The 20,957-nt window shown below is 52.7% G+C and carries 11 protein-coding genes and 1 pseudogene; 7 read left to right on the forward strand and 5 right to left on the reverse strand.

Annotated features, from left to right (window positions below; translation table 11 throughout):
• Positions 1-149: 149 nt before the first annotated feature.
• Complete coding sequence (locus AB5Y81_RS03840; RefSeq protein WP_201889691.1) at positions 150-1,130, reverse strand: IS5-like element ISKpn26 family transposase; 981 nt, start codon at positions 1,128-1,130, stop codon at positions 150-152.
• Between the two features lie 196 nt (positions 1,131-1,326).
• Here AB5Y81_RS03840 and AB5Y81_RS03845 point away from each other — a divergent pair, with 196 nt between their 5' ends.
• The 6 genes from AB5Y81_RS03845 to AB5Y81_RS03870 all read left to right on the forward strand — a co-directional run bounded on the left by AB5Y81_RS03845 (position 1,327) and on the right by AB5Y81_RS03870 (position 15,729).
• Positions 1,327-2,778, forward strand: coding sequence for a DUF262 domain-containing protein (locus AB5Y81_RS03845; protein ID WP_279484457.1), 1,452 nt, complete (start codon positions 1,327-1,329; stop codon positions 2,776-2,778).
• A complete protein-coding gene (locus tag AB5Y81_RS03850) occupies positions 2,771-4,840 on the forward strand; it encodes a DUF262 domain-containing HNH endonuclease family protein (RefSeq protein WP_279484456.1) in 2,070 nt (689 codons plus the stop codon). The genes AB5Y81_RS03845 and AB5Y81_RS03850 overlap by 8 nt, the downstream gene beginning before the upstream one ends.
• 253 nt (positions 4,841-5,093) lie before the next feature.
• Positions 5,094-10,829 carry a DUF4011 domain-containing anti-phage protein Hhe gene (gene hhe, locus AB5Y81_RS03855; protein ID WP_368146562.1) on the forward strand — a complete coding sequence of 1,912 codons (5,736 nt, stop codon included), beginning with the start codon at positions 5,094-5,096 and terminating at the stop codon, positions 10,827-10,829.
• Positions 10,830-10,846: 17 nt separating this feature from the next.
• The gene (locus tag AB5Y81_RS03860) at positions 10,847-13,951 is read left to right on the forward strand and encodes a type I restriction endonuclease subunit R (RefSeq protein ID WP_039038873.1); all 3,105 of its coding nucleotides are present in this window, start codon (positions 10,847-10,849) and stop codon (positions 13,949-13,951) included.
• A complete protein-coding gene (locus tag AB5Y81_RS03865) occupies positions 13,951-14,664 on the forward strand; it encodes a M48 family metallopeptidase (RefSeq protein ID WP_039038872.1) in 714 nt (237 codons plus the stop codon). Before AB5Y81_RS03860 ends, AB5Y81_RS03865 begins: the two co-directional genes overlap by 1 nt.
• Complete coding sequence (locus tag AB5Y81_RS03870) at positions 14,665-15,729, forward strand: hypothetical protein (RefSeq protein ID WP_152610164.1); 1,065 nt, start codon at positions 14,665-14,667, stop codon at positions 15,727-15,729. It begins immediately after the preceding gene.
• Between the two features lie 137 nt (positions 15,730-15,866).
• Here the strand turns inward: AB5Y81_RS03870 and AB5Y81_RS03875 are convergent, their stop codons facing one another.
• From AB5Y81_RS03875 to AB5Y81_RS03890, 4 genes and pseudogenes are all read right to left on the reverse strand, one after another.
• Positions 15,867-16,025: a hypothetical protein gene (locus AB5Y81_RS03875; RefSeq protein ID WP_162901958.1), complete on the reverse strand. Its 159-nt coding sequence runs from the start codon at positions 16,023-16,025 to the stop codon at positions 15,867-15,869.
• A 1,513-nt stretch (positions 16,026-17,538) separates the two neighbouring features.
• Positions 17,539-18,279 carry an IS21-like element helper ATPase IstB gene (gene istB / locus AB5Y81_RS03880; protein WP_010675356.1) on the reverse strand — a complete coding sequence of 247 codons (741 nt, stop codon included), beginning with the start codon at positions 18,277-18,279 and terminating at the stop codon, positions 17,539-17,541.
• Positions 18,266-19,861, reverse strand: a complete 1,596-nt coding sequence (istA, locus tag AB5Y81_RS03885) for an IS21 family transposase (RefSeq protein ID WP_368146564.1) — start codon at positions 19,859-19,861, stop codon at positions 18,266-18,268. Before istA ends, istB begins: the two co-directional genes overlap by 14 nt.
• A 52-nt stretch (positions 19,862-19,913) precedes the next feature.
• Positions 19,914-20,135: pseudogene (locus tag AB5Y81_RS03890) on the reverse strand (tyrosine-type recombinase/integrase); the annotation flags it as partial.
• A gap of 65 nt (positions 20,136-20,200) precedes the next feature.
• On the opposite strand from AB5Y81_RS03890, the gene AB5Y81_RS03895 reads away from it, so the two are divergent.
• The gene (locus AB5Y81_RS03895) at positions 20,201-20,905 is read left to right on the forward strand and encodes an IS6-like element IS26 family transposase (protein ID WP_001067855.1); all 705 of its coding nucleotides are present in this window, start codon (positions 20,201-20,203) and stop codon (positions 20,903-20,905) included.
• The last annotated feature ends 52 nt before the right edge of the window (positions 20,906-20,957 follow it).

A 20,957-nucleotide genomic window follows, 5' to 3' on the forward strand; every position in this document is an offset into this window, starting at 1 on the left:
TAGGGAAGGTGCGAATAAGCGGGGAAATTCTTCTCGGCTGACTCAGTCATTTCATTTCTTCATGTTTGAGCCGATTTTTTCTCCCGTAAATGCCTTGAATCAGCCTATTTAGACCGTTTCTTCGCCATTTAAGGCGTTATTCCCAGTTTTTAGTGAGATCTCTCCCACTGACGTATCATCTGGTCCACCCGAAACAGGTTGGCCAGGGTGAATAACATCGCCAGTTGGTTATCGTTTTTCAGCAACCCCTTGTATCTGGCTTTCACGAAGCCGAACTGTCGCTTGATGATGCGAAACGGGTGCTCCACCTTGGCCCGGATGCTGGCTTTCATGTATTCGATGTTGATGGCCGTTTTGTTCTTGCGTGGATGCTGTTTCAAGGTTCTTACCTTGCCGGGGCGCTCGGCGATCAGCCAGTCCACATCCACCTCGGCCAGCTCCTCGCGCTGTGGCGCCCCTTGGTAGCCGGCATCGGCTGAGACAAATTGCTCCTCTCCATGCAGCAGATTACCCAGCTGATTGAGGTCATGCTCGTTGGCCGCGGTGGTGACTAGGCTGTGGGTCAGGCCACTCTTGGCATCGACACCAATGTGGGCCTTCATGCCAAAGTGCCACTGATTGCCTTTCTTGGTCTGATGCATCTGCGGATCGCGTTGCTGCTCTTTGTTCTTGGTAGAGCTGGGTGCCTCAATGATGGTGGCATCGACCAAGGTGCCTTGGGTCATCATGACGCCTGCTTCGGCCAGCCAGCGATTGATGGTCTTGAACAATTGGCGGGCCAGTTGATGCTGCTCCAGCAGGTGGCGGAAATTCATGATGGTGGTGCGGTCCGGCAAGGCGCTATCCAGGGATAACTGGGCAAACAGACGCATGGAGGCGATTTCGTACAGAGCATCTTCCATCGCGCCATCGCTCAGGTTGTACCAATGCTGCATGCAGTGAATGCGTAGCATGGTTTCCAGCGGATAGGGCCGTCGGCCATTGCCCGCCTTGGGATAAAACGGCTCGATGACAGCGGTCATATTCTGCCATGGCAGAATCTGCTCCATGCGGGAGAGGAAAATCTCTTTTCGGGTCTGACGGCGCTTAGTGCTGAATTCACTATCGGCGAAGGTGAGTTGATGGCTCATGATGTCCCTCTGGGATGCGCTCCGGATGAACATGATGATCTCATATCAGGAACTTGTTCGCACCTTCCCTTTCTGATATGGATAGCGAGCTCGCTGCACTGGAGCAGAAGCTGGCCAAGGCCCGTGATGTGAAGCAGGGGATGATGCAGCAGTTGTTGACCGGCCGTATCCGCCTGCCGCTATCCAAGGAGGCGTGATGGAGAGCATCAATAATCAGGTGCGGTCGGTACGCCAGTTGCTGGCCATTCCCAAACTGGCCATCCCAAGCTATCAGCGACCGTACCGCTGGGGCTCCAAGAATATCTCGGATCTCTTCAGTGATCTGGCGACCCATCAGGACAAGAGCGCCTATCGGCTGGGCTCGGTGGTGTTTCATCAGCACACCGATAGTGAGCAGGGCGAGATGCTTGATATCGTCGATGGCCAGCAACGCACCCTGACCCTGATGTTGACCGTCAAGGCGCTGATCGAGGTGCTGGATAATGAAACTCGCAGTGGCAAAGAGAAGAGTATCCGGTTTCAACGTCAGGATCTGCGTGAGCAATTGCAGGCCTTGCGTGGACCTATCGATGCGTTTATGCAGCGCCAGCGCTTCCCCAGCCGGGATTCGGAGTTCAACCTCAGACGCAACTATCTGGAGTTGCGTCGGCTGGTGGCCCGTCCAGAGTTTGACGAGCAGCAAATCGACTTTCTGCTTAACCGCTGTCAGGTAGTCTGCTTTGTGCTGCAGGATATCTCGGAGGCGTTCCAGTTCTTCGATTCGCAAAATGCCCGGGGGCGCGATCTGGCTCCTCACGATCTGCTCAAGGCATTTCACCTGCGCGAGTTTGCCGGTCATGAGGCCAACCTCAAGGCCGAGGCGGTCGCCCATTGGGAGCGCCTGCCAAGCGACGAGCTGGCCAATCTGTTCGCCCTCTATCTCTATCGGGTACGTCAGTGGGCCGAGGGCAAGTCGGCCCGCTACTTTGGCAAGGGGGAGGTGGATCTCTTCAAGGGGGTCAATCTCGACCGGGTGGGGCACTTCCCTTACGTGGAGTCGCTGCGTATCGCCCACCACTTTGTCGATGAGTACAACAGCCAGTACCAGCGCAAGATTGACGGCCAGCGCATGGCGTTTCCCTTTCATCTCGACCAGATGATCATCAATGGCCGTCGCTTTTTCGAGATGGCCGAGTACTACCAGACGCGGGTCGCCGCCATCGTGGCCGAGGAGTCTGATTCCGGCAAGACGCAATCAGCCACCCTGCTCGGCGAAACGCTGACGCCGATGGCCAGCAAGGTGCTCTCGACCCTGGGCAGCTACGAGCGTCGCCACCGCACCGGGGATCGTTATGTGAGGGCCATGTTCGACTGCGCCCTGATCTTCTATATCGACAAGTTCGGCAGCCAGGGGCTGTCACTGGCCATCGAGAAGTGCTTTATCTGGGCCTATCGCTGCCGTATTCGCCAGCAGGTGGTGCAACTGGCGACCATGGATAACTACGTGCTGGAGCACAATCTGATCCGTGCCATTCGTGATGCCCGTCTGCCGGGAGACCTGCACGGCTTCCCTTTGCCTAGCATGAGCAGTCGAGAGAACAAGAACAATCGCAACGGCGCCGAAGATGAACTGGTCGGGCTGTTTCGGGAGATGAAATATTATGAGTGATGCAGGCGTCCACCCCTTTTCCATTCGTGCACTGCTTGAAGATCGCGCCCGCTATCTGGTGCCCATGTACCAGCGCAACTACGCCTGGGGAGAGGGAGAGATCACCCAGCTGCTGCAGGATGTGCTGGATTATCAGCAAAAATCGGTCGGAGCCAAGGAACAGCAAACCTACTATATCGGCACCTTGGTGGTATTTGCCCGGGACGATGGCAGTTTCGAGGTAATCGATGGCCAGCAGCGCTTTACTACCCTCTCTCTGCTGGCCAATTGGCTCAAACATCACGCGATAGATTCGGTGGATATGAGCTGGTATCAGACCATCAACCTCGCTTTTGAGAGTCGCCCGATATCGAGCCATACCTTCGAGCGCTTATGGCAGGGTGTTGCCCCCCACGATTTGCGGGGGAGTACCTTCAATGAAGGTCTGGTGAACGGTTTTGAGCTGATTGGCAAGGCAATGGCGGATCTTGGTTTGGTGGGGGCTAAACTGACAGCCTTTTGTGACTACCTCTTCACGCATGTGCAGATCTCTCGTATTGAGGTACCCAAGGATACCGATCTCAATCACTTCTTCGAGGCGATGAACAATCGCGGCGAGCAGTTGGAAAAGCATGAAGTGATCAAGGCGCGGCTGATGGAGACGCTGAACCAGATACCCGAGGAAGAGCATCGTCGCCAAAGTATTCATATCCTGACCCGGGTATGGGATGCCTGCGCCAATATGGAGCGCTATATCCAGTACGGCTTTACCCCGCAAGAGCGCCACCGTCTGTTTGGTGAGAGCGACTGGGGCCAGTTTGTGCCCCGTGATTTTGCCCATCTGCTTGATCTGCTAGGGTCCCCTAACACGGCCGACGCTGCCGATAAAAACGGGGCCACTGCCGGTAGCCAGGGGCGTACCTTGTTGGCCATTTTGCAGGATGACAAGCTCGATGGTGAGCAGACGGTGGAGGAGGAGAGCGCAGGCTCCGAACGCTTTAACAGCGTCATCAACTTCTCCAACTTCTTGCTCCATGTGCTGCGACTCGTTAGCCGCGACCCGGGTGATACGGAGGGGGTGCCGCTTGATGATAAACAACTGGTTGATCAGTTTGAGATCCGAGTGATAAGGCAACCGGATCCAGTAGCGGCAGTTAAGCGTTTTATCTATGGCCTGTTAAAGAGCAAGTATCTGTTTGATCAGTTCATCATCAAGCGCGAGTTTGCCGATGGCAAGGATGGTTGGAGTCTGAAGCGGCTGCACTGGTATTCGGAAAAGAGCGTCAGTTACATCAATACCTTTGATAAGGATGAAAATGAGAATGGTTTCTCTGGTGTTAACCGGCGGATCCTGATGTTGCTGTCGGCGTTTCATGTGTCGACCCCGACCCTGGTTTACAAACATTGGCTGAATGGTGCACTGAGATATCTGTTCGACAATTGTCACCCTGCTCAACCGGTAGAGGCAGGGGCTTATCTGTCCTATCTGGAGAGTCAGGCTCGCCGCTTTGTCTTCCAGCGCTTTTTGGCGCCGGGTGAAGGGGCTTCCTATTACCAGATGCTCTACCTTGATAACGCCCTTTTGCCTGCCATCAATGTGGATGAGAGCTTGCACAAGGTGATTACATCCAAACTTCGCTTCGGTCATATCGAGAACAACTTTGTCTTCAATTTCCTCGACTACCTGCTGTGGGTTACGAATCGAAATCAAGATAAAGATCGTGATATGGAGTTGTATCGCCGTTTCGAGTTTACATTCCGCAGTTCGGTGGAACACTTCTCACCCCAGCATCCGATGGATGGTTATAAACCGGTCGAGCAGAGTGCACTTCATTCGTTTGGCAACCTTTGCCTTATCAGCCACAGCAAGAACTCGCGCCTGAGTAACTTCCAGCCGCAACAGAAGCAGGAGCACTTTGAAGCGAGCCTTGCCAACAACCAGATTGATAGCCTCAAGTTGCTCGCCATGGTCCGGCTGATGAAAGAGAAAGGTCGCTGGCAGGAAACCGAGATCGAAGAACACCAGGAGCAGATGCTAGCCGTGCTGGCTGCAGAGGCTGCCAAGATGAGGGAACAACCATGAGTACGGTTGGACAGCGAGAACATGCTGCCCAAGATTGGATGGTCCGGTTTATGTGAGCGGTATGGGGGTCACGGTCTGTGGCACTGGAACGCCATTCAGAAAAACCGCAATATCGAGACCTTGTTGTTGATGGTTGTGTTATCAGTGGCGATCATGCGCCGCTAAGTATTACTGAAAAATAGATTTTGTGAGGACTCAATGTGGCCTTTTTATTGGCCTGGGTTGAGAGTTCAAAAAATAATTGGAGAGCTGTATGTCGGTTGTAGAAGCATCATCCACAGGTGGAGTGATAGAGGGGGTGGATCCTTTTGTATTAACCTCCCTTGAGGCGATGCGAAAGAAGTTATTGGATCTCACCTCTCGCAATCGTCTGCTCAACTTTCCCCTCACCAATAAAGGTTCCGCACTACGTATTGTTGATGAGCTGCCAGAGCAGCTCTATGAAACACTCTGCGCGGAAGTCGCAATGGAGTTTGCGCCAGTCCCTGAACCAACCCGCCAACAACTGTTGGAGCATGGCTATCTGAAGGTTGGTGAGGATGGTAAGGATGTCCAGCTAAGGGCCCTTCCGACGGCCAAGGATTGGGCACAGGTTTTGGGGGTCAGCACCGAATTCGATTTACCCACTGGCCAGCGGGTGCATGCCTCAGAAGTAAACCGGCCACTGCTGGAGCAGGCCCATGAGTTTATCTATCAATATGGCCAGGCCAGAGATGGAAAACTGACCGGTATCCGGACCCAGTACGCTAAACAAGGCCTCAATTTGTCAGAACTGACCACAGCCTGCAACCTGGCGGGTTATGAAGGGCTTGAGGACTTTGAACGTCAGGCCAAGATAGGTAAGGCGCTCACTATATCGCCATCCTACCCCGGTCATGACGATAAGCGGATACAGGTTCTGCTCTTCCCCGGAGAGCTCGAGGCGCGTCTGCGGGCCATCCACAACAAGGCTCAAACGGCCATAGAAGAGAGTGGCGCCAATATCCTGTATCTGGCGCTGGGATTCCTCGAATGGTACGAGAGCGATACTTCGGATAAAGCACGCTTTGCCCCCTTGTTCACCATTCCTGTGCGATGTGAGCGTGGCAAGCTGGATCCCAAGGATGGCCTCTACAAATACCAGATCCATTACACGGGTGAAGATATCCTGCCCAATCTCTCCTTGAAGGAGAAATTACAGGCTGACTTTGGGCTGGCTCTTCCTATGTTTGACGAAGAGCAGACACCTGAGTCCTATCTCGCTGCGGTGACCAAAGTCGTTGGGAAGCATAAACCCAGGTGGTCGGTGAAACGCTACGGGGCGCTGAGCTTGCTCAACTTTGGCAAGATGATGATGTATCTGGATCTCGATCCTGCTCGTTGGCCTCAGGACAAACGCAACATTTTGTCTCATGAGGTGATCCGTCGCTTTTTCACCAGTCAGGGGGGCGGCGAAAACAATGCCGACTCAACAGGTGGATTAAGCCAACATGAGTATTGCATCGATAGTTACCCTGAGATCCATGACAAGATCCCGCTGATCGATGATGCGGATAGTTCGCAACACAGTGCGTTGATCGATGCCATCCATGGGAAAAATCTGGTCATTGAAGGCCCTCCCGGCAGCGGCAAATCACAGACGATTACCAACTTGATTGCTGCGGCCCTGCTCAATGGCAAGAAGGTGCTGTTCGTGGCAGAGAAAATGGCGGCCTTGGAGGTCGTCAAGCGTCGTCTGGATCGCGCCGGTCTGGGTGAGTTCTGCTTGGAGTTGCACAGCCACAAGACGCATAAGCGTAAGGTGCTGGAGGATATTGAAGCCCGCATGATGCGTCAGGCAACAATGCCGACGACGGAAGAAATTGACGCCCAGATTACGCGTTATGAAGAGCTCAAGAGGCAGCTCAATGAATATGCAGCATTGATAAACACCCCTTGGGAGCTCACGGGAAGGACTATCCATCAGCTCCTGAGTGGTGCGACGCGCTATCGCCACAAATTGGATATAGATGCAACAGCACTCCATATTGAGAACTTATCTGGTAAAAAACTGGACAAGGTGGCTCAGCTACGACTGAGCGACCAAGTGGTGGAGTTTAGCCGTATCTACAAGGAGGTGCGGGAGCAGGTGGGGGCCGATGCAGAAATATATGAGCACCCTTGGAGTGGTGTGAATAACACCCAAATCCAGCTGTTTGACAGCGCTCGTATAGTTGATTTGTTACAAGCTTGGCAGGCGTCTATCCTCCATTTTCATCATCATTATCAAGGTTTTTTAGACAAATGGGCTCTGGAAGGTGAGGGGCTCGATACGCTCTCCCATATTGAGCAACTGGTACAGGATCAGAAGCATCTACCTAGCTTGAGCGGATCGGAATTATTCGCCGCACTTCCCGGGATGGATACCTCGGATGCGATAGCACGCGTTCGTCACTATCTGGCGAGATTTGACACCCTTCAAGGCTACTATGACACCTTGAGTCAAGCCATTGAACCCGAGAAACTCCGTCTATTAGAGCGAGGGGAGCAATGCGACTTTCCCAGTGAGGAGTTGGCAAAGTACGGTGTTGCTGAACATTTCTCTCTTCGTGACTTGATCAAGTGGCTCGAGTCTGTTCGATGCATCGAAGATGAGTTGTCATCCCTCTCTGGTCAGCTGAGCGACTTCAAGAGTGCGTTACCTGGCAGCCTCTCTGCACACATCAATGATACCCAACCTGGCTTGGTATTCTGTGCAGAATTGCTGTCTATTGTGGGGGCCTTGCCGGCAGAGCTCATCAGGGTACGTGATCCACTGTTTGATGATGATGGCCTCGATGCTGTACTGCTCGAGCTGGTTCAGCAGATTGAAGAGTTGCGTCCCCTCAGGGATAACTTGTCCGAGCTGTATCAGTTGGACAGACTACCGTCCCAAGAGCAACTTGCTCGTGCTGTTGCGATTATTCAGCAGGGTGGTTTCTTCTCATGGTTCAAGAGTGATTGGCGTAATGCCAAGGCCTTGCTCACAGGGTTGTCTCGACAGCCAGGAACCAAGTTTGCCGAGTTGAAACGTTGGTCAACTAACCTGGTGAAGTACACGGAGTTACTGCAGCGGTTTGAGCAAAGAGCCTTCGGTAATCAACTCGGCAGCGCATACCGTGGACTGGACACGGATTGCGTGCAGTTGATGCAATTGCGCGATTGGTACAAGCAGGTCCGCGCTTGTTACGGCATCGGCTTTGGAAAGCGGGTTGCGATAGGCTCTGATGTGATGGCTCTGGATGGCGAAATCATTAAAGGCGTCCATCAGATTGAGAAGTCACAGTTCAGCACGAAAATAATGGCCTTGGTGAAGCAGGCAGAAAATGAGACCAAGTTGCTGCCGCGCATTGCCCACCAACTGAAAGATCATCCTGTCTGGCTAGGTGAACAAGGAGCATTGAGACAGGCTTGCCAACAAGTGCAAGCGACGCTGACTGCTTTACAGGGGTGGTTTGTCAATACAGATGTATCACTGGGTCAGATGACACATTTCTCCGATCTCTTGCAAAAAATGTCTGCCTTGCAGATTGACCTTGAAAATAAGAAACCGGAGTTGGGTGTCTTTGCGCAATCAGTCCCGTTGGCTTTTGGGTTGAATAAAGATAATCGACAGGCACTAACCATTATCGGCGACACGCTGAATCTGGCTGATCAACTGGTTGGAGACATAAAGTGTGCCTCTTTGGCCACCAGGGTCAGGCATCTGGATAATGCGAGCGAGTATGCGTTACTTTGCCGTGATGGTGCTGAAGTTGGCCTGAAATGGCATGACCAGGAGCAGCATGCTGTGCGATTTGCACAAGAAACAATGTTGGATAACGGTCAGTGGCTCAAGTCGACAGACTGTTCACTGAACGCATTGCTGGAGCGGAACGAAAAGGCGATTCAACAGCCTCGCTGGTTGAATGGGTGGGTCAACTTTATTCGTTGCTACGAACAGATGCAGGAACGTGGATTGCAACGGATCTGGTCTGCAGTCCTTGCCGGAACGCTCCCTGTGGAAAAAATTGAACTGGGTTTGGCCTTGGCACTCCATGACCAGTTGGCCCGCGAGGTTATTCAGGCCCATCCTGAATTGATGAGGATCTCTGGTACCCAACGCAATGCCTTGCAAGCATCATTCAAGGAGTACGACAAAAAGCTGATTACGTTGCAGCGTCAGCGCATTGCTGCGCAGATTGCTCGTCGCCATGTCCCGGAGGGAAACGCGGGAGGTAAGAAGAGTGAATACACCGAACTGGCACTGATCAAGAATGAGCTGGGCAAAAAAGCAAGACATATTCCAATTCGGCAGTTGGTCAACCGAGCCTGTAGTGCTCTGGTTGCTATAAAGCCCTGTTTCATGATGGGGCCAATGTCCGTAGCTCATTACCTTGAACCTGGACGGATGGAATTCGACTTGGTGGTAATGGATGAAGCATCCCAGGTAAAGCCAGAGGATGCGTTGGGAGTTATCGCCAGGGGCAAGCAATTGGTGGTGGTGGGGGATCCCAAGCAGTTGCCGCCAACCAGTTTCTTTGATCGAAGTGTGGAGAGTGAGGATGACGATGATGCCGCCGCGCTCAGCGATACGGACAGTATCCTGGATGCCGCATTGCCGCTGTTCCCCATGCGGCGTTTGCGTTGGCACTATCGTTCCCGGCACGAGAAGCTGATCGCCTACTCCAACCGCCATTTTTATAACAGCGATCTGGTAATATTCCCCTCTCCTTATGCGGAGTCTCCGGAGTATGGGATCAAATTTACCTATGTTTCGAAAGGACGTTTCTCCAACCAGCATAACATCGAAGAGGCACAGGCCGTGGCAGAGGCTGTGCTTCATCATGCGCAGCACAGACCGGGTGAATCACTTGGTGTAGTTGCGATGAGTTCAAAACAGCGCGACCAGATCGAACGTGCTATTGATGAACTGCGCCGCAGTAGGCCGGAAGTCGATCGTGTTATCGATGGTTTGTATGCCATGGAAGAGCCGCTTTTCATTAAAAACCTTGAGAACGTGCAGGGTGACGAGCGCGATGTGATCTTTATTTCCTTTACCTATGGACCTGCCGAACATGGTGGGAAGGTTTATCAACGTTTTGGGCCAATAAATTCCGATGTAGGCTGGCGCCGTCTGAACGTACTCTTCACGCGTTCGAAGAAGCGGATGCATGTCTTCAGCTCGATGCGCTCAGAGGATGTGCTGACGAGTGAGACCAGTAAACTTGGAGTCGTTTCTTTGCGAGGTTTCCTCCAGTTTGCTGAAAAAGGAACACTGGACTCACAAATCACCCATACAGGGAAGGCACCAGATAGCGACTTCGAAGTTGCCGTAATGGAGGCGCTTAGGAAAGCCGGGTTCGAGTGTGAGCCTCAGGTCGGGGTGGCCGGATTCTTTATTGATTTGGCGGTGAAAGACCCTGGCTGTCCGGGTCGGTACTTGATGGGTATCGAGTGTGATGGTGCTACCTATCACTCGGCCAAGTCTGCCCGAGACAGAGATCGGCTGCGTCAGGAGGTTCTGGAGCGTTTAGGTTGGAAAATTAGCCGCATCTGGTCCACAGACTGGTTCAGTAATCCTGACGAGGTGCTCTCCCCGATTATCCGGAAACTCCATCAGCTCAAGACGTTGGAGCCTGAGGTTACAATGCCTTCATATGAGTATATGGAGGAGAGCGAGCCTTCTGCAGAGGCAGAGGATCACCAAGAGACATCTCCTATACCAGAGCTGGGACTCAAGGAACAGCTTCGGTATTTTGCCAAGCATGTCATCGCTGTTGCGCTACCGGATGTTGATGATGATCGCCGTTTGTTGCGGCCAGCCATGCTCGAGGCATTGCTTGAGCATCAGCCTCTATCACGCTCCGAATTTGTTGAGCGGATACCACACTACTTACGGCAAGCAACAGATGTACATGAAGCACAACGTTTTCTTGATCAGGTGCTGGCATTAATCGATGGTGCTGATGTTGAAGCGGATGATGCTACGTTCGAGCCTGGATTGGCATAAGCAGAGGTAATTAAACAGTGACAGCTGTCGGTCAACGTGAACGCGCCACCCAACAACGAGTAGTCAGGTTTTTTATTGAGGATCTGGGCTATCGCTATTTGGGTAACTGGCACACCCGCCCCAACAATCGTAATGTCGAACCTGCTCTGCTGACTGACTGGTTGATGGGCAGTGGGGTGGATGCTGCGCTTATTCCCCGAGTCCTGCGTCAGCTCGAACGGGCGGCCAGCCTGGGGGAGGGGCGTCAGCTCTATGATGCCAATAAAGAGGTCTACCGCTTGTTGCGCTATGGCGTGAAGGAGAAGAGCGGGGCGGGTGAGCAGCATCAGACCGTCTGGCTGGTAGATTGGGCCAATCCTGAGGCTAACGACTTTGCCATCGCCGAGGAGGTGACGGTCGCGGGGGAGAATACCAAGCGGCCGGATCTGGTGCTCTACGTTAACGGTATTGCGCTAGGGGTGATCGAGCTCAAGCGATCCACCGTCTCTATCGGTGAAGGGATCCGGCAAAACCTCGACAACCAGCAACAGGATTTCATTCGCAATTTTTTCACCACTCAACAGTTGCTCATGGCAGGCAACGACAGCCAGGGCTTGCGGTACGGTACCATCGAAACCCCTGAGAAATATTATCTGGAGTGGAAAGAGGCCGGTTCTTCGCAGGATGAAAATCCGTTGGATCGCCACCTGGCCCAGCTCTGCGAGAAGGGGCGCTTTCTTGAGTTAATTCACAACTTTATTGTCTTCGATAGTGGGGTTAAGAAAACCTGTCGCCATAACCAGTATTTCGGGATCTCGGCAGCCAAGCGGTTTATTGAACGTCATGAGGGCGGGATCATCTGGCATACCCAGGGCAGCGGTAAAAGCCTGACCATGGTGTGGCTGGCCAAGTGGATCCGAGAGAATGTCGCTGATAGTCGGGTCTTGATCATCACTGACCGTACCGAGCTCGATGAGCAGATAGAGAAAGTATTTGCCGGGGTTGAAGAGGAGATCCTGCGCACCAAGAGTGGGGCCGATCTGGTACGCCGTCTTAACGAGGCACACCCTTGGCTGCTTTGCTCTTTGGTACACAAATTTGGCCGACACACGGAAGAAGAAGATGAGACGGCTGAGCGAGATGACGATGAATTTATCGCCGAGCTCAAAGCCAGCCTGCCGGCTGATTTTGCGGCCAAGGGCAAACTCTTTGTGTTTGTGGATGAGTGCCACCGTACCCAGTCGGGCAAGTTGCATGGGGCCATGAAGAGCATATTGCCCGAGGCACTTTTTATTGGCTTCACCGGCACACCCCTGATGAAGAAGGATAAGAAGAAGTCGGTAGAGGTGTTTGGACCCTTCATTCACACCTACAAGTTTGACGAGGCGGTGAGCGATGGGGTGGTGCTGGACTTGCGTTATGAGGCCCGCGACATTGACCAACGGGTCAAGTCCCAGGCCAAGGTGGATGAATGGTTCGAGGTGAAGACCAAGGCGCTCTCCCGACTTGGTCGCCAGCAGTTAAAAGAGAAGTGGGCCTCGATGCAGAAGCTGCTCTCGAGCCGCTCACGACTCGAGCAGATCGTGGCCGATATCCTGCTCGATTTTGACCGTAAACAGCGCCTGGCGGATGGCCGTGGCAATGCCATGTTGGTGTGCTCCAGTGTCTATCAGGCTTGCAAAAGCTATGAGCTGTTCAGTCAGGCAGGATTTGCTGACAAGTGTGCCATCATCACCAGCTATCAGCCTAATGCCAGTAACATCAAAGGACAGACGACCGGTGCTGGGTTGACCGAAAAGCTGGCGAAATACCATATCTATCGCAAGATGCTGGCGAACTTTTTCGGCCAGAGCGAGGATGAGGCTGGCAAGCGGGTGGAGGAGTTTGAGAAAACGGTCAAACAGCGCTTTATCAAGGAGCCTGGTCGGATGCGGCTGCTGATTGTCGTGGACAAGCTGTTGACCGGTTTCGATGCGCCGTCGGCGACCTACCTTTACATCGATAAAAAGATGGCCGATCACAACCTTTTTCAAGCTATCTGTCGGGTCAACCGGCTCGATGGTGCCGATAAGGAGTATGGCTACATCGTCGATTACAAGGATCTGTTTCGCTCTCTTGAGAAGACCGTCAAGGATTATACGGCCGAGGCGTTTGAAGGCTATGACAAGGAGGATGTCGCTGGGTTACTCAAAGATCGCTTGGCGCAAGGACGGCAGGATCTTGACGACGCTCTGGAGGTAGTGCGAACGCTCTGCGAACCGGTCAAGGCTCCCCGCGAGGAGTTGGATTATCAGCACTACTTCTGCTGTGCTCCGGGGGCAAACGAAGATGAGCTGCTCGACAAGGAGGCGCTGCGTCTAACCCTTTATCAATATGTCGCCAAGCTTATCCGTGCGTTCACCGCGTTGGCGGGGGAGATGGAAGAGGCCGGTTATAGCGCGAGCCAGGCTGCTGTAATCCGTCGTGAGGTGGAGCACTACAGCAAGGTGCGCGACATGATCAAAGTAGCCAGTAGTGATCACGTCGATATGAAGCAATTCGAGCCGGCGATGCGCCAGATGCTGGATCTCTATATTGATGCTGACCCCAGTGAAACCCTTATGGACTTTGAAGAGCTGGGATTGCTGGAGCTGATCATCGAGCGGGGAGCTGAAGGGCTTGAGGGGGCGCCTGAGGGACTGCGTAAAGACCCCGAGGCTATGGCTGAGGCGATTGAAAACAACGTGCGACGGACCATCGTCGACGAGAATCCGGTTAACCCCAAGTACTACGAAAAGATGTCGGTGCTGCTCGATGAGCTGATTGAGCTGCGTCGCTCTCAGGCTATCTCTTACCAAGAGTATCTGGAAAAGGTGCGCGAGCTGGCCATGAAGGTGAAACGTCCAGCCAGCGGGGGGGCACAGACCTACCCTGCGAGTGTAGATACCTCAGCCAAGCGCGCGCTATATGACAATTTGGGCTGCGATGAAGTGCTGGTGACCAAGATCGATACTGCCGTCAGATATACCAAAAAAGCGGACTGGCTCGGTGATCGCTTCAAAGAGCGGGAGGTTGCCTTTGCTATTGCCGAAGAGATCAAAGAGTACGATGTGACCGTCGCGGATGTGATGACCCTGGTAAAAGCCCAGCCGGAGTACCATTGATGGCGTTGGTTACCTTCGGTGAGCTGACGTTCGAGTTGCAGCGCAAGGGCATCAAAAACTTGCACATCAATGTATTACCCCCTGATGGACGGGTGCGTGTATCCGCGCCTGCTTCTTTGTCAGATACCGCCATTCGAGTTGCAGTGGTGCGAAGACTGGCCTGGATTCGACAGCAGCAGGCGGCGTTTGTTGCCCAGCCGCGCCAGAGCGAGCGCAAGATGTGTAGCGGAGAGACCCATTATCTTTGGGGACGAGGTTACCGGCTGGATGTGATTCAGACCGATGGTGACCATAGCGTCAAGTTACAGGGCGGCTGGATCCGTATGCGGGTGCCTGCACACTATGACGCAGACCGCCGCGAGGTGTTGCTCCTTGAGTGGTACCGCCAGTTGCTACGCCAGCGCTTGCCAGATCTTATCGCTAAGTGGCAGGAGACGTTAAAGGTGTCACCTTCCTTTGTGGGTATCAAACGCATGAAAACCATGTGGGGTAGCTGCAAAACAGATACTGCTCGCATCTGGATCAACCTCGAGTTGGTCAAGAAGCCCCCTGAATGCCTGGAATTTATTGTGGTTCACGAGATGGTGCATCTATTAGAGCGCAAGCATAACCAGCGATTTATCTCCCTGATGGATCTGCACCTGCCAAATTGGCGAGAGCACCGCGAGAAGCTCAACAAGATGCCGCTGGCGTTTAATCGGTGGGGGTATTAAATGTTTCTTTATGATCCATCGCAGTTTATCGAATGGCTTGGTTTTCCTTCACAAGGGGAATTTTTTCGAGGCGTGTTTACTTCCCCTAGCATAAATAAAGACAAGCTGTATCCTCCATGTGCCAAAACACTAAACAAGTATTTTTTATCATCAGGGGATGAGTGCCACAGTACTCAGTCAGAAAAATTCATCAAAAGATTGAAGGATATCTCAGTAACTAGGGGTGTTAGTGCTGATTTTTTTGATACGCCATCTGAACCCATACTAATATCGCAATTTGCGATTCGTGTGAAATGGCCAAGCATCTTCAAAGGCCTTCAAATCACAGGTTATTACCCACAAACGTGTGCGCAAGCAGAAAGTTTCCTATATGAATTGCAGATTTTATTGGATAGCCTAGATGGTCTTCGTGGGAGAAGTCGAGCCAAGAAAGTTTTAGAGAACGACTGGCTGAGAGCTAGTCTAATGGAGTTGAATGTAGAGTTGCGAGTCAATGATAGCGATTTTAACATGGGGCCTGAACAAAACAGGGTCCTGTTTAGAACTCTACATTATTTCAATATATATCTTTTTATTAAGATGCTAGCGGCGTTTGATGCTGATTTTAACCGCCATGTGTCGATGGAACACAAACAATCGATATTTCTCAAAATGATGCCTACATCCCCACTAGATAAGTGGGTGCCTCATAGGTCTGGATTGTTTGAACCTCTTCTGAAACGTTTTGTATCCAAGTCAATAGGCTATCAGGCTTTTGCCAAGTACGCGGGTTGCAATGAAGATTCTATCGCAACCAGTTTACGTCAGTTTTATGCAAGAAAACGAAATCTAAAATTTAAAACGGTTAGAGAATGGTTACGTGGAGCACTTGAAGAGTTAGCCAAGACAGAATATTTTGATGTCGAGGAGGTTCTTCACTATTGTGAGCCGATGTGGGGCGTAGCGGATATATTATCTGGATGGATTCATGTAACGGGTGATCCAGAACTGGATCATGAGGTTGTTACATGTTTTAGCCATTACAATCGATTTTATAATGAAGCTATAGGCAGCAGGGAGCCATAGGCTCCCTGAAAAAGTCATTCATCATCTTCATCATCAGGGCGCTCATCGTAGCCCCGACTCTGCCAGTAGGCATCGTGCTCGGGGTTTAATTGACGCGAGCGGTTATCGTCGTCATCTTTTTTAGACATGTTGTTTCCTTACTTTTTAGTTTCCGGTTTTGGCGGGGTGACTGCAGCGGTTTTTTGTGCACGCGCGGTGAAACTGTCTTTACTCACACCACCTCCGTTACTCCGCGCTTCAGCACTATGGATACGAGATACGGCTTCTGTGGTCATTGGTTTTTTGCTGTTGCTCATCATAGATCTCCTTGTCATCTCCAGTGGATGTACTGGATAGCGACAATGTATGAAAAATGAAGCCATCTAACAGGGGGCAAAAAATGGAAATTTCTGTAAGGTATGGTGCAGAGGGGAGTTGGAATGCCGAGATGTAGTGTCCGAAAAAACTGACCCCGTTTTCCGTCTGTGTTTACCAACTTTCGGTTGCTTTACTCCAGAGCTGCCAAGTTGAACAAGTCTGGATAATGGAATCACCAGAATACAACATTGATGAGAGCTGCATATATTATTAAATTTCAGAATCAGGTTTCTTCAATTTTTATTCTGGGGGGAGAGGTGTTTTCTTTATTTTTTCTCCGCCAGTGAATGGAATCGTAATGCTATCACTCAGCATTAATATTATTTAAGAGGTTCTCTATATAGAGAACATTTCATCCTGAAATACATATTTAGAGTGAGATGTAAATGAAAGCCAGAATGAAAAGGTATAATTATTGAACATCTATAATATAGCGCCGAAGGCTACACAATATACATAATAAAGCCCCCTCAGTGCAGGGGAGCGTTTGAGGCTCGTTAAGGGGGCCTGGTTATAATTAATGGTATCCCATTGTACTATCGTGGGACAAGACAATGAGATGAGTGTTTAAGTGATTGTAATTGCATGTTTAGTCACTATTTGTTCATATTTTAATGAATTTTCTGAGTTATCTGTGTGATAAGCCGGTTCAGTAAGGGGAGATGTGGGAGTGTCTGCCAAAATATGGCAGCGCCAAATGCTCATTGCCATATTGTGGCACAAGTTTTTGACATTTAGATAGTAGTTTAATTCACCTAACAGATTGTTTTTTAAAACTATATTTTTTAATGAGTAGGGTTTGTGTACATGATGAAATCATAGCTGTAAGCATGGAAAAATGTTCGATAAAAATTGCCATGTTATGGCAATAGACCCTTTATATGCCATCAAACAAACCTGGTCATAAACTTGCATTGAGGATGGCATTTAAATGGACGTAGCTTTGTACGTGTGTGGATGTGGCGCTGTTGCCTAAATCAGCCTGACTTCCCCAAACCCTGATGGCCGTGACACTCGGGGCTTTCTTACTGGCAAACTAAGGTTGTTCAGTTTGTTTATCGCGCTCACATACGCCATCACTTCTCATACCTGACCGTTGTATTTTCGTAGAGTGATTAGACTATATATGGACGCCCCTGGGTTGTGCAAGAACTGAGCTGATACGGTTTGCGACCATATATCCGGCGTTAATGATGGGATCAACTCCCTCGCCATGATGTCATCCGAGCCTTGCTTCCTTATCACTACACCGGTATATGCATACCCAGGTCTAATTCAGGCTGTTACAAGGACGGTACCCATTTTCTCATCAGTGCCTGCAAACTCAGTAACGTGTATTTTCTAAGCAAATATCAAATTAACTTCCTGCAAAGGCTCTGTTCATGCTGAAATCCACCGATGTCAATCAGCATCGAAAAATGACCAGGGTTCAGCGTCCAAAATTGACCAGGGTTAGCTGGCTGATTTCATCCTCTGTTTGAAGCGGTAGGAGTCGTTTCCTGTCTCGATGATCTCGCAGTGATGGGTGATCCTATCCAACATCGCCGTTGTCATCTTCTCATCCGTAAATACCTTGCTCCATTCGCTGAAGGCTAGGTTGGTGGTCAGGATCAGGCTGGTGCGCTCGTACAGCTTGCTGATCAGGTGAAATAGCAGGGCGCCACCGCTTTCGGCAAACGGCAAGTAGCCCAGTTCGTCCAGGATAACCGCATCGACATTGACCAGCCGGTTGGCAAGCTGCCCGGCTTTGCCTGCCGCCTTCTCCTGCTCCAGTTGGTTGACCAGATCCACCACGCCGTAGAAACGCACTCGCTTGCCCCGGCGCACGGCATTGCGCCCCAGGGCGATGGCCAGATGGGTTTTACCCGTCCCGGTTCCGCCTATCAGCAGCAGATTGCGCTTCTGCTCCAGGAAGTCATCTCTATCCAGCGCGGACAGGTGCACGGGGCTGACCGGGGTGTCTGCGGTCTCGAAGCTGTCCAGGTCCCTGGCCAGCGGGAACTTGGCGATGCCCATCTGATAGCGGATCGAGCGGCACTGACGTTCGGATTCTTCGGCTTCGATCATCCGTTTGAGCCACTGCTCCGGCGGTGGTAAGGGACGCTCCCGATGCGCCAGCAGCTCGTCGCACAGCGCCGCCATACCAAACAGTTTCAACCCCTGCAGGCGCTGGTAAATTTCATCGGCTGACATGCTGACCTCCCGGTAACAGGCTGTCATAGCGTTGGCAGTTGGCCTGCGGCGGCTGTGCAAGCGGCACCACCTGAGCATGGAGCTGTGGCACCTCGACGGGGCGGCGCAGCCGCTGCAGGTGGTTGAGTACCAGCTCGGCCGAGCTGCCGCCCAGCAGCAGTACCTGCTGGCAGGCTTGCTCCAACAGGTCGAGTCCGTCCTGCCGGGCAGCCAACAGTAGCTTGACCATGTCCCGGTCACCGCCCTTGCGGCTCAGCAGTTGCTGCTGTAAGCGGCTCAAAGCCGGCGGTAACACCCACTCCTTGAAGGGAGCACCGTGGCGCAGCGCGCCGGGTTTGTGCTCGAGCAGGCCGAGGTAATGCCAGGGGTCGAACTGGGTCTTGTCCCGGCCAAACTGGCGGGGATGCTCGGCAATAAGCTCGCTCTGGGCATACACCTGGAGCCGGTCAGCGAAGACCCGGGCTGTGACATGACGATGGGCGTAACGGCTGTCGACACTGTAGGTGTTGCGGTCGAAGTGGATGAGGCAGGTGCTGTCAACCCGCAGCTCCCGCTCCACATAGCCATTGAAGCGCGCAGCCAGGGGGCGCAGGGTGGTCCGTTCCTGCTCGAAGCGCTGCCACACTGTTTGCGAGGGGTCGTCCGGGTGGGGGCGTGTTTGTGCTGCCTGCTCCAGCTCCTGGATAAGCCGACGGTTGAGCTCGGCCAGGCTGTCGACCTTGCGCCGGGGTGTAAAGCAGCGCCGGCGCACATCCTGAACCTGTTTCTCAACCTGGCCCTTTTCCCAACCCGAGGCAGGGGTGCAGGCTACCGGCTCAATGACGTAATGGCTCATCAGCGCCAGGAAGCGGGGATTGAAGCGGCGCTCTTTCCCCTCAAGTACTTGGTCGATACAGGTCTTGAGGTTGTCGTAGATGCCCTGGCGTGGCACGCCGCCCCAGTAGTGAAAGGCCGCATCGTGAGCGGCAAACACCATCTCCTGGGTTTCGCGAGGAAACACCATGACGAAGGGCTGGCGGCTGTGGGTGAGGCGAAAATGGGCAGCCTTGACCCGCTGCACCACGCCGCCGATCTCCACCTCTTCCTCGCTCCAGTCAAACTGATAGGCCTCACCAGCCGCGAACGTCAGGGGGACAAAGGCAGCCACTTTGGCTGACTGCTGTTTATAGTCACGGACGAAGCGCTGGACGCTGTCGTAGGCCCCCTGGTAGCCCAGGCGTTGTAGGTCTTCGAAGAGTTGCCTGGCACAGCGGCGTTGTCGCTTGGGCCGCTTGGCATCGAGGTCCAGCCACTGGGTCAGTGTCGACTCGAATTCACCGAGCTTGGGCCTGGCTGGCTGTGGACGGCGGTACTTGGGCGGTTCGGAGGGAGGTTGGCGAAGGTATTTGCGAACGGTATTGCGAGAGAGTCCTGTGACTTTAGCGATGGCGCTTGTCGTTTTCAGAAGACGGCTGCACTGAACGTCAGAAGCCGACTGCACTATAGCAGCGGAGGGGTTGGATCCATCAGGCAACGACGGGCTGCTGCCGGCCATCAGCGGACGCAGGGAGGACTTTCCGCAACCGGCCGTTCGATGCGGCACCGATGGCCTTCGCGCAGGGGTAGTGAATCCGCCAGGATTGACTTGCGCTGCCCTACCTCTCACTAGTGAGGGGCGGCAGCGCATCAAGCGGTGAGCGCACTCCGGCACCGCCAACTTTCAGCACATGCGTGTAAATCATCGTCGTAGAGACGTCGGAATGGCCGAGCAGATCCTGCACGGTTCGAATGTCGTAACCGCTGCGGAGCAAGGCCGTCGCGAACGAGTGGCGGAGGGTGTGCGGTGTGGCGGGCTTCGTGATGCCTGCTTGTTCTACGGGGCACTGTTGCAAATAGTCGGTGGTGATAAACTTATCATCCCCTTTTGCTGATGGAGCTGCACATGAACCCATTCAAAGGCCGGCATTTTCAGCGTGACATCATTCTGTGGGCCGTACGCTGGTACTGCAAATACGGCATCAGTTACCGTGAGCTGCAGGAGATGCTGGCTGAACGCGGAGTGAATGTCGATCACTCCACGATTTACCGCTGGGTTCAGCGTTATGCGCCTGAAATGGAAAAACGGCTGCGCTGGTACTGGCGTAACCCTTCCGATCTTTGCCCGTGGCACATGGATGAAACCTACGTGAAGGTCAATGGCCGCTGGGCGTATCTGTACCGGGCCGTCGACAGCCGGGGCCGCACTGTCGATTTTTATCTCTCCTCCCGTCGTAACAGCAAAGCTGCATACCGGTTTCTGGGTAAAATCCTCAACAACGTGAAGAAGTGGCAGATCCCGCGATTCATCAACACGGATAAAGCGCCCGCCTATGGTCGCGCGCTTGCTCTGCTCAAACGCGAAGGCCGGTGCCCGTCTGACGTTGAACACCGACAGATTAAGTACCGGAACAACGTGATTGAATGCGATCATGGCAAACTGAAACGGATAATCGGCGCCACGCTGGGATTTAAATCCATGAAGACGGCTTACGCCACCATCAAAGGTATTGAGGTGATGCGTGCACTACGCAAAGGCCAGGCCTCAGCATTTTATTATGGTGATCCCCTGGGCGAAATGCGCCTGGTAAGCAGAGTTTTTGAAATGTAAGGCCTTTGAATAAGACAAAAGGCTGCCTCATCGCTAACTTTGCAACAGTGCC

Source organism: Aeromonas sp. s2, from assembly GCF_040907935.1.
GTDB lineage: Bacteria > Pseudomonadota > Gammaproteobacteria > Enterobacterales > Aeromonadaceae > Aeromonas > Aeromonas dhakensis.

Bases quoted from the DNA above. Each gene is read 5' to 3' on its own strand.
- AB5Y81_RS03845 (WP_279484457.1), top strand. From the start codon at position 1,327: ATGGAGAGCATCAATAATCAGGTGCGGTCGGTACGCCAGTTGCTGGCC.
- istB (WP_010675356.1), bottom strand. From the start codon at position 18,279: ATGTCAGCCGATGAAATTTACCAGCGCCTGCAGGGGTTGAAACTGTTT.
- AB5Y81_RS03865 (WP_039038872.1), top strand. From the start codon at position 13,951: ATGGCGTTGGTTACCTTCGGTGAGCTGACGTTCGAGTTGCAGCGCAAG.
- AB5Y81_RS03840 (WP_201889691.1), bottom strand. From the start codon at position 1,130: ATGAGCCATCAACTCACCTTCGCCGATAGTGAATTCAGCACTAAGCGC.
- AB5Y81_RS03895 (WP_001067855.1), top strand. From the start codon at position 20,201: ATGAACCCATTCAAAGGCCGGCATTTTCAGCGTGACATCATTCTGTGG.
- AB5Y81_RS03870 (WP_152610164.1), top strand. From the start codon at position 14,665: ATGTTTCTTTATGATCCATCGCAGTTTATCGAATGGCTTGGTTTTCCT.
- hhe (WP_368146562.1), top strand. From the start codon at position 5,094: ATGTCGGTTGTAGAAGCATCATCCACAGGTGGAGTGATAGAGGGGGTG.
- AB5Y81_RS03875 (WP_162901958.1), bottom strand. From the start codon at position 16,025: ATGAGCAACAGCAAAAAACCAATGACCACAGAAGCCGTATCTCGTATC.
- AB5Y81_RS03850 (WP_279484456.1), top strand. From the start codon at position 2,771: ATGAGTGATGCAGGCGTCCACCCCTTTTCCATTCGTGCACTGCTTGAA.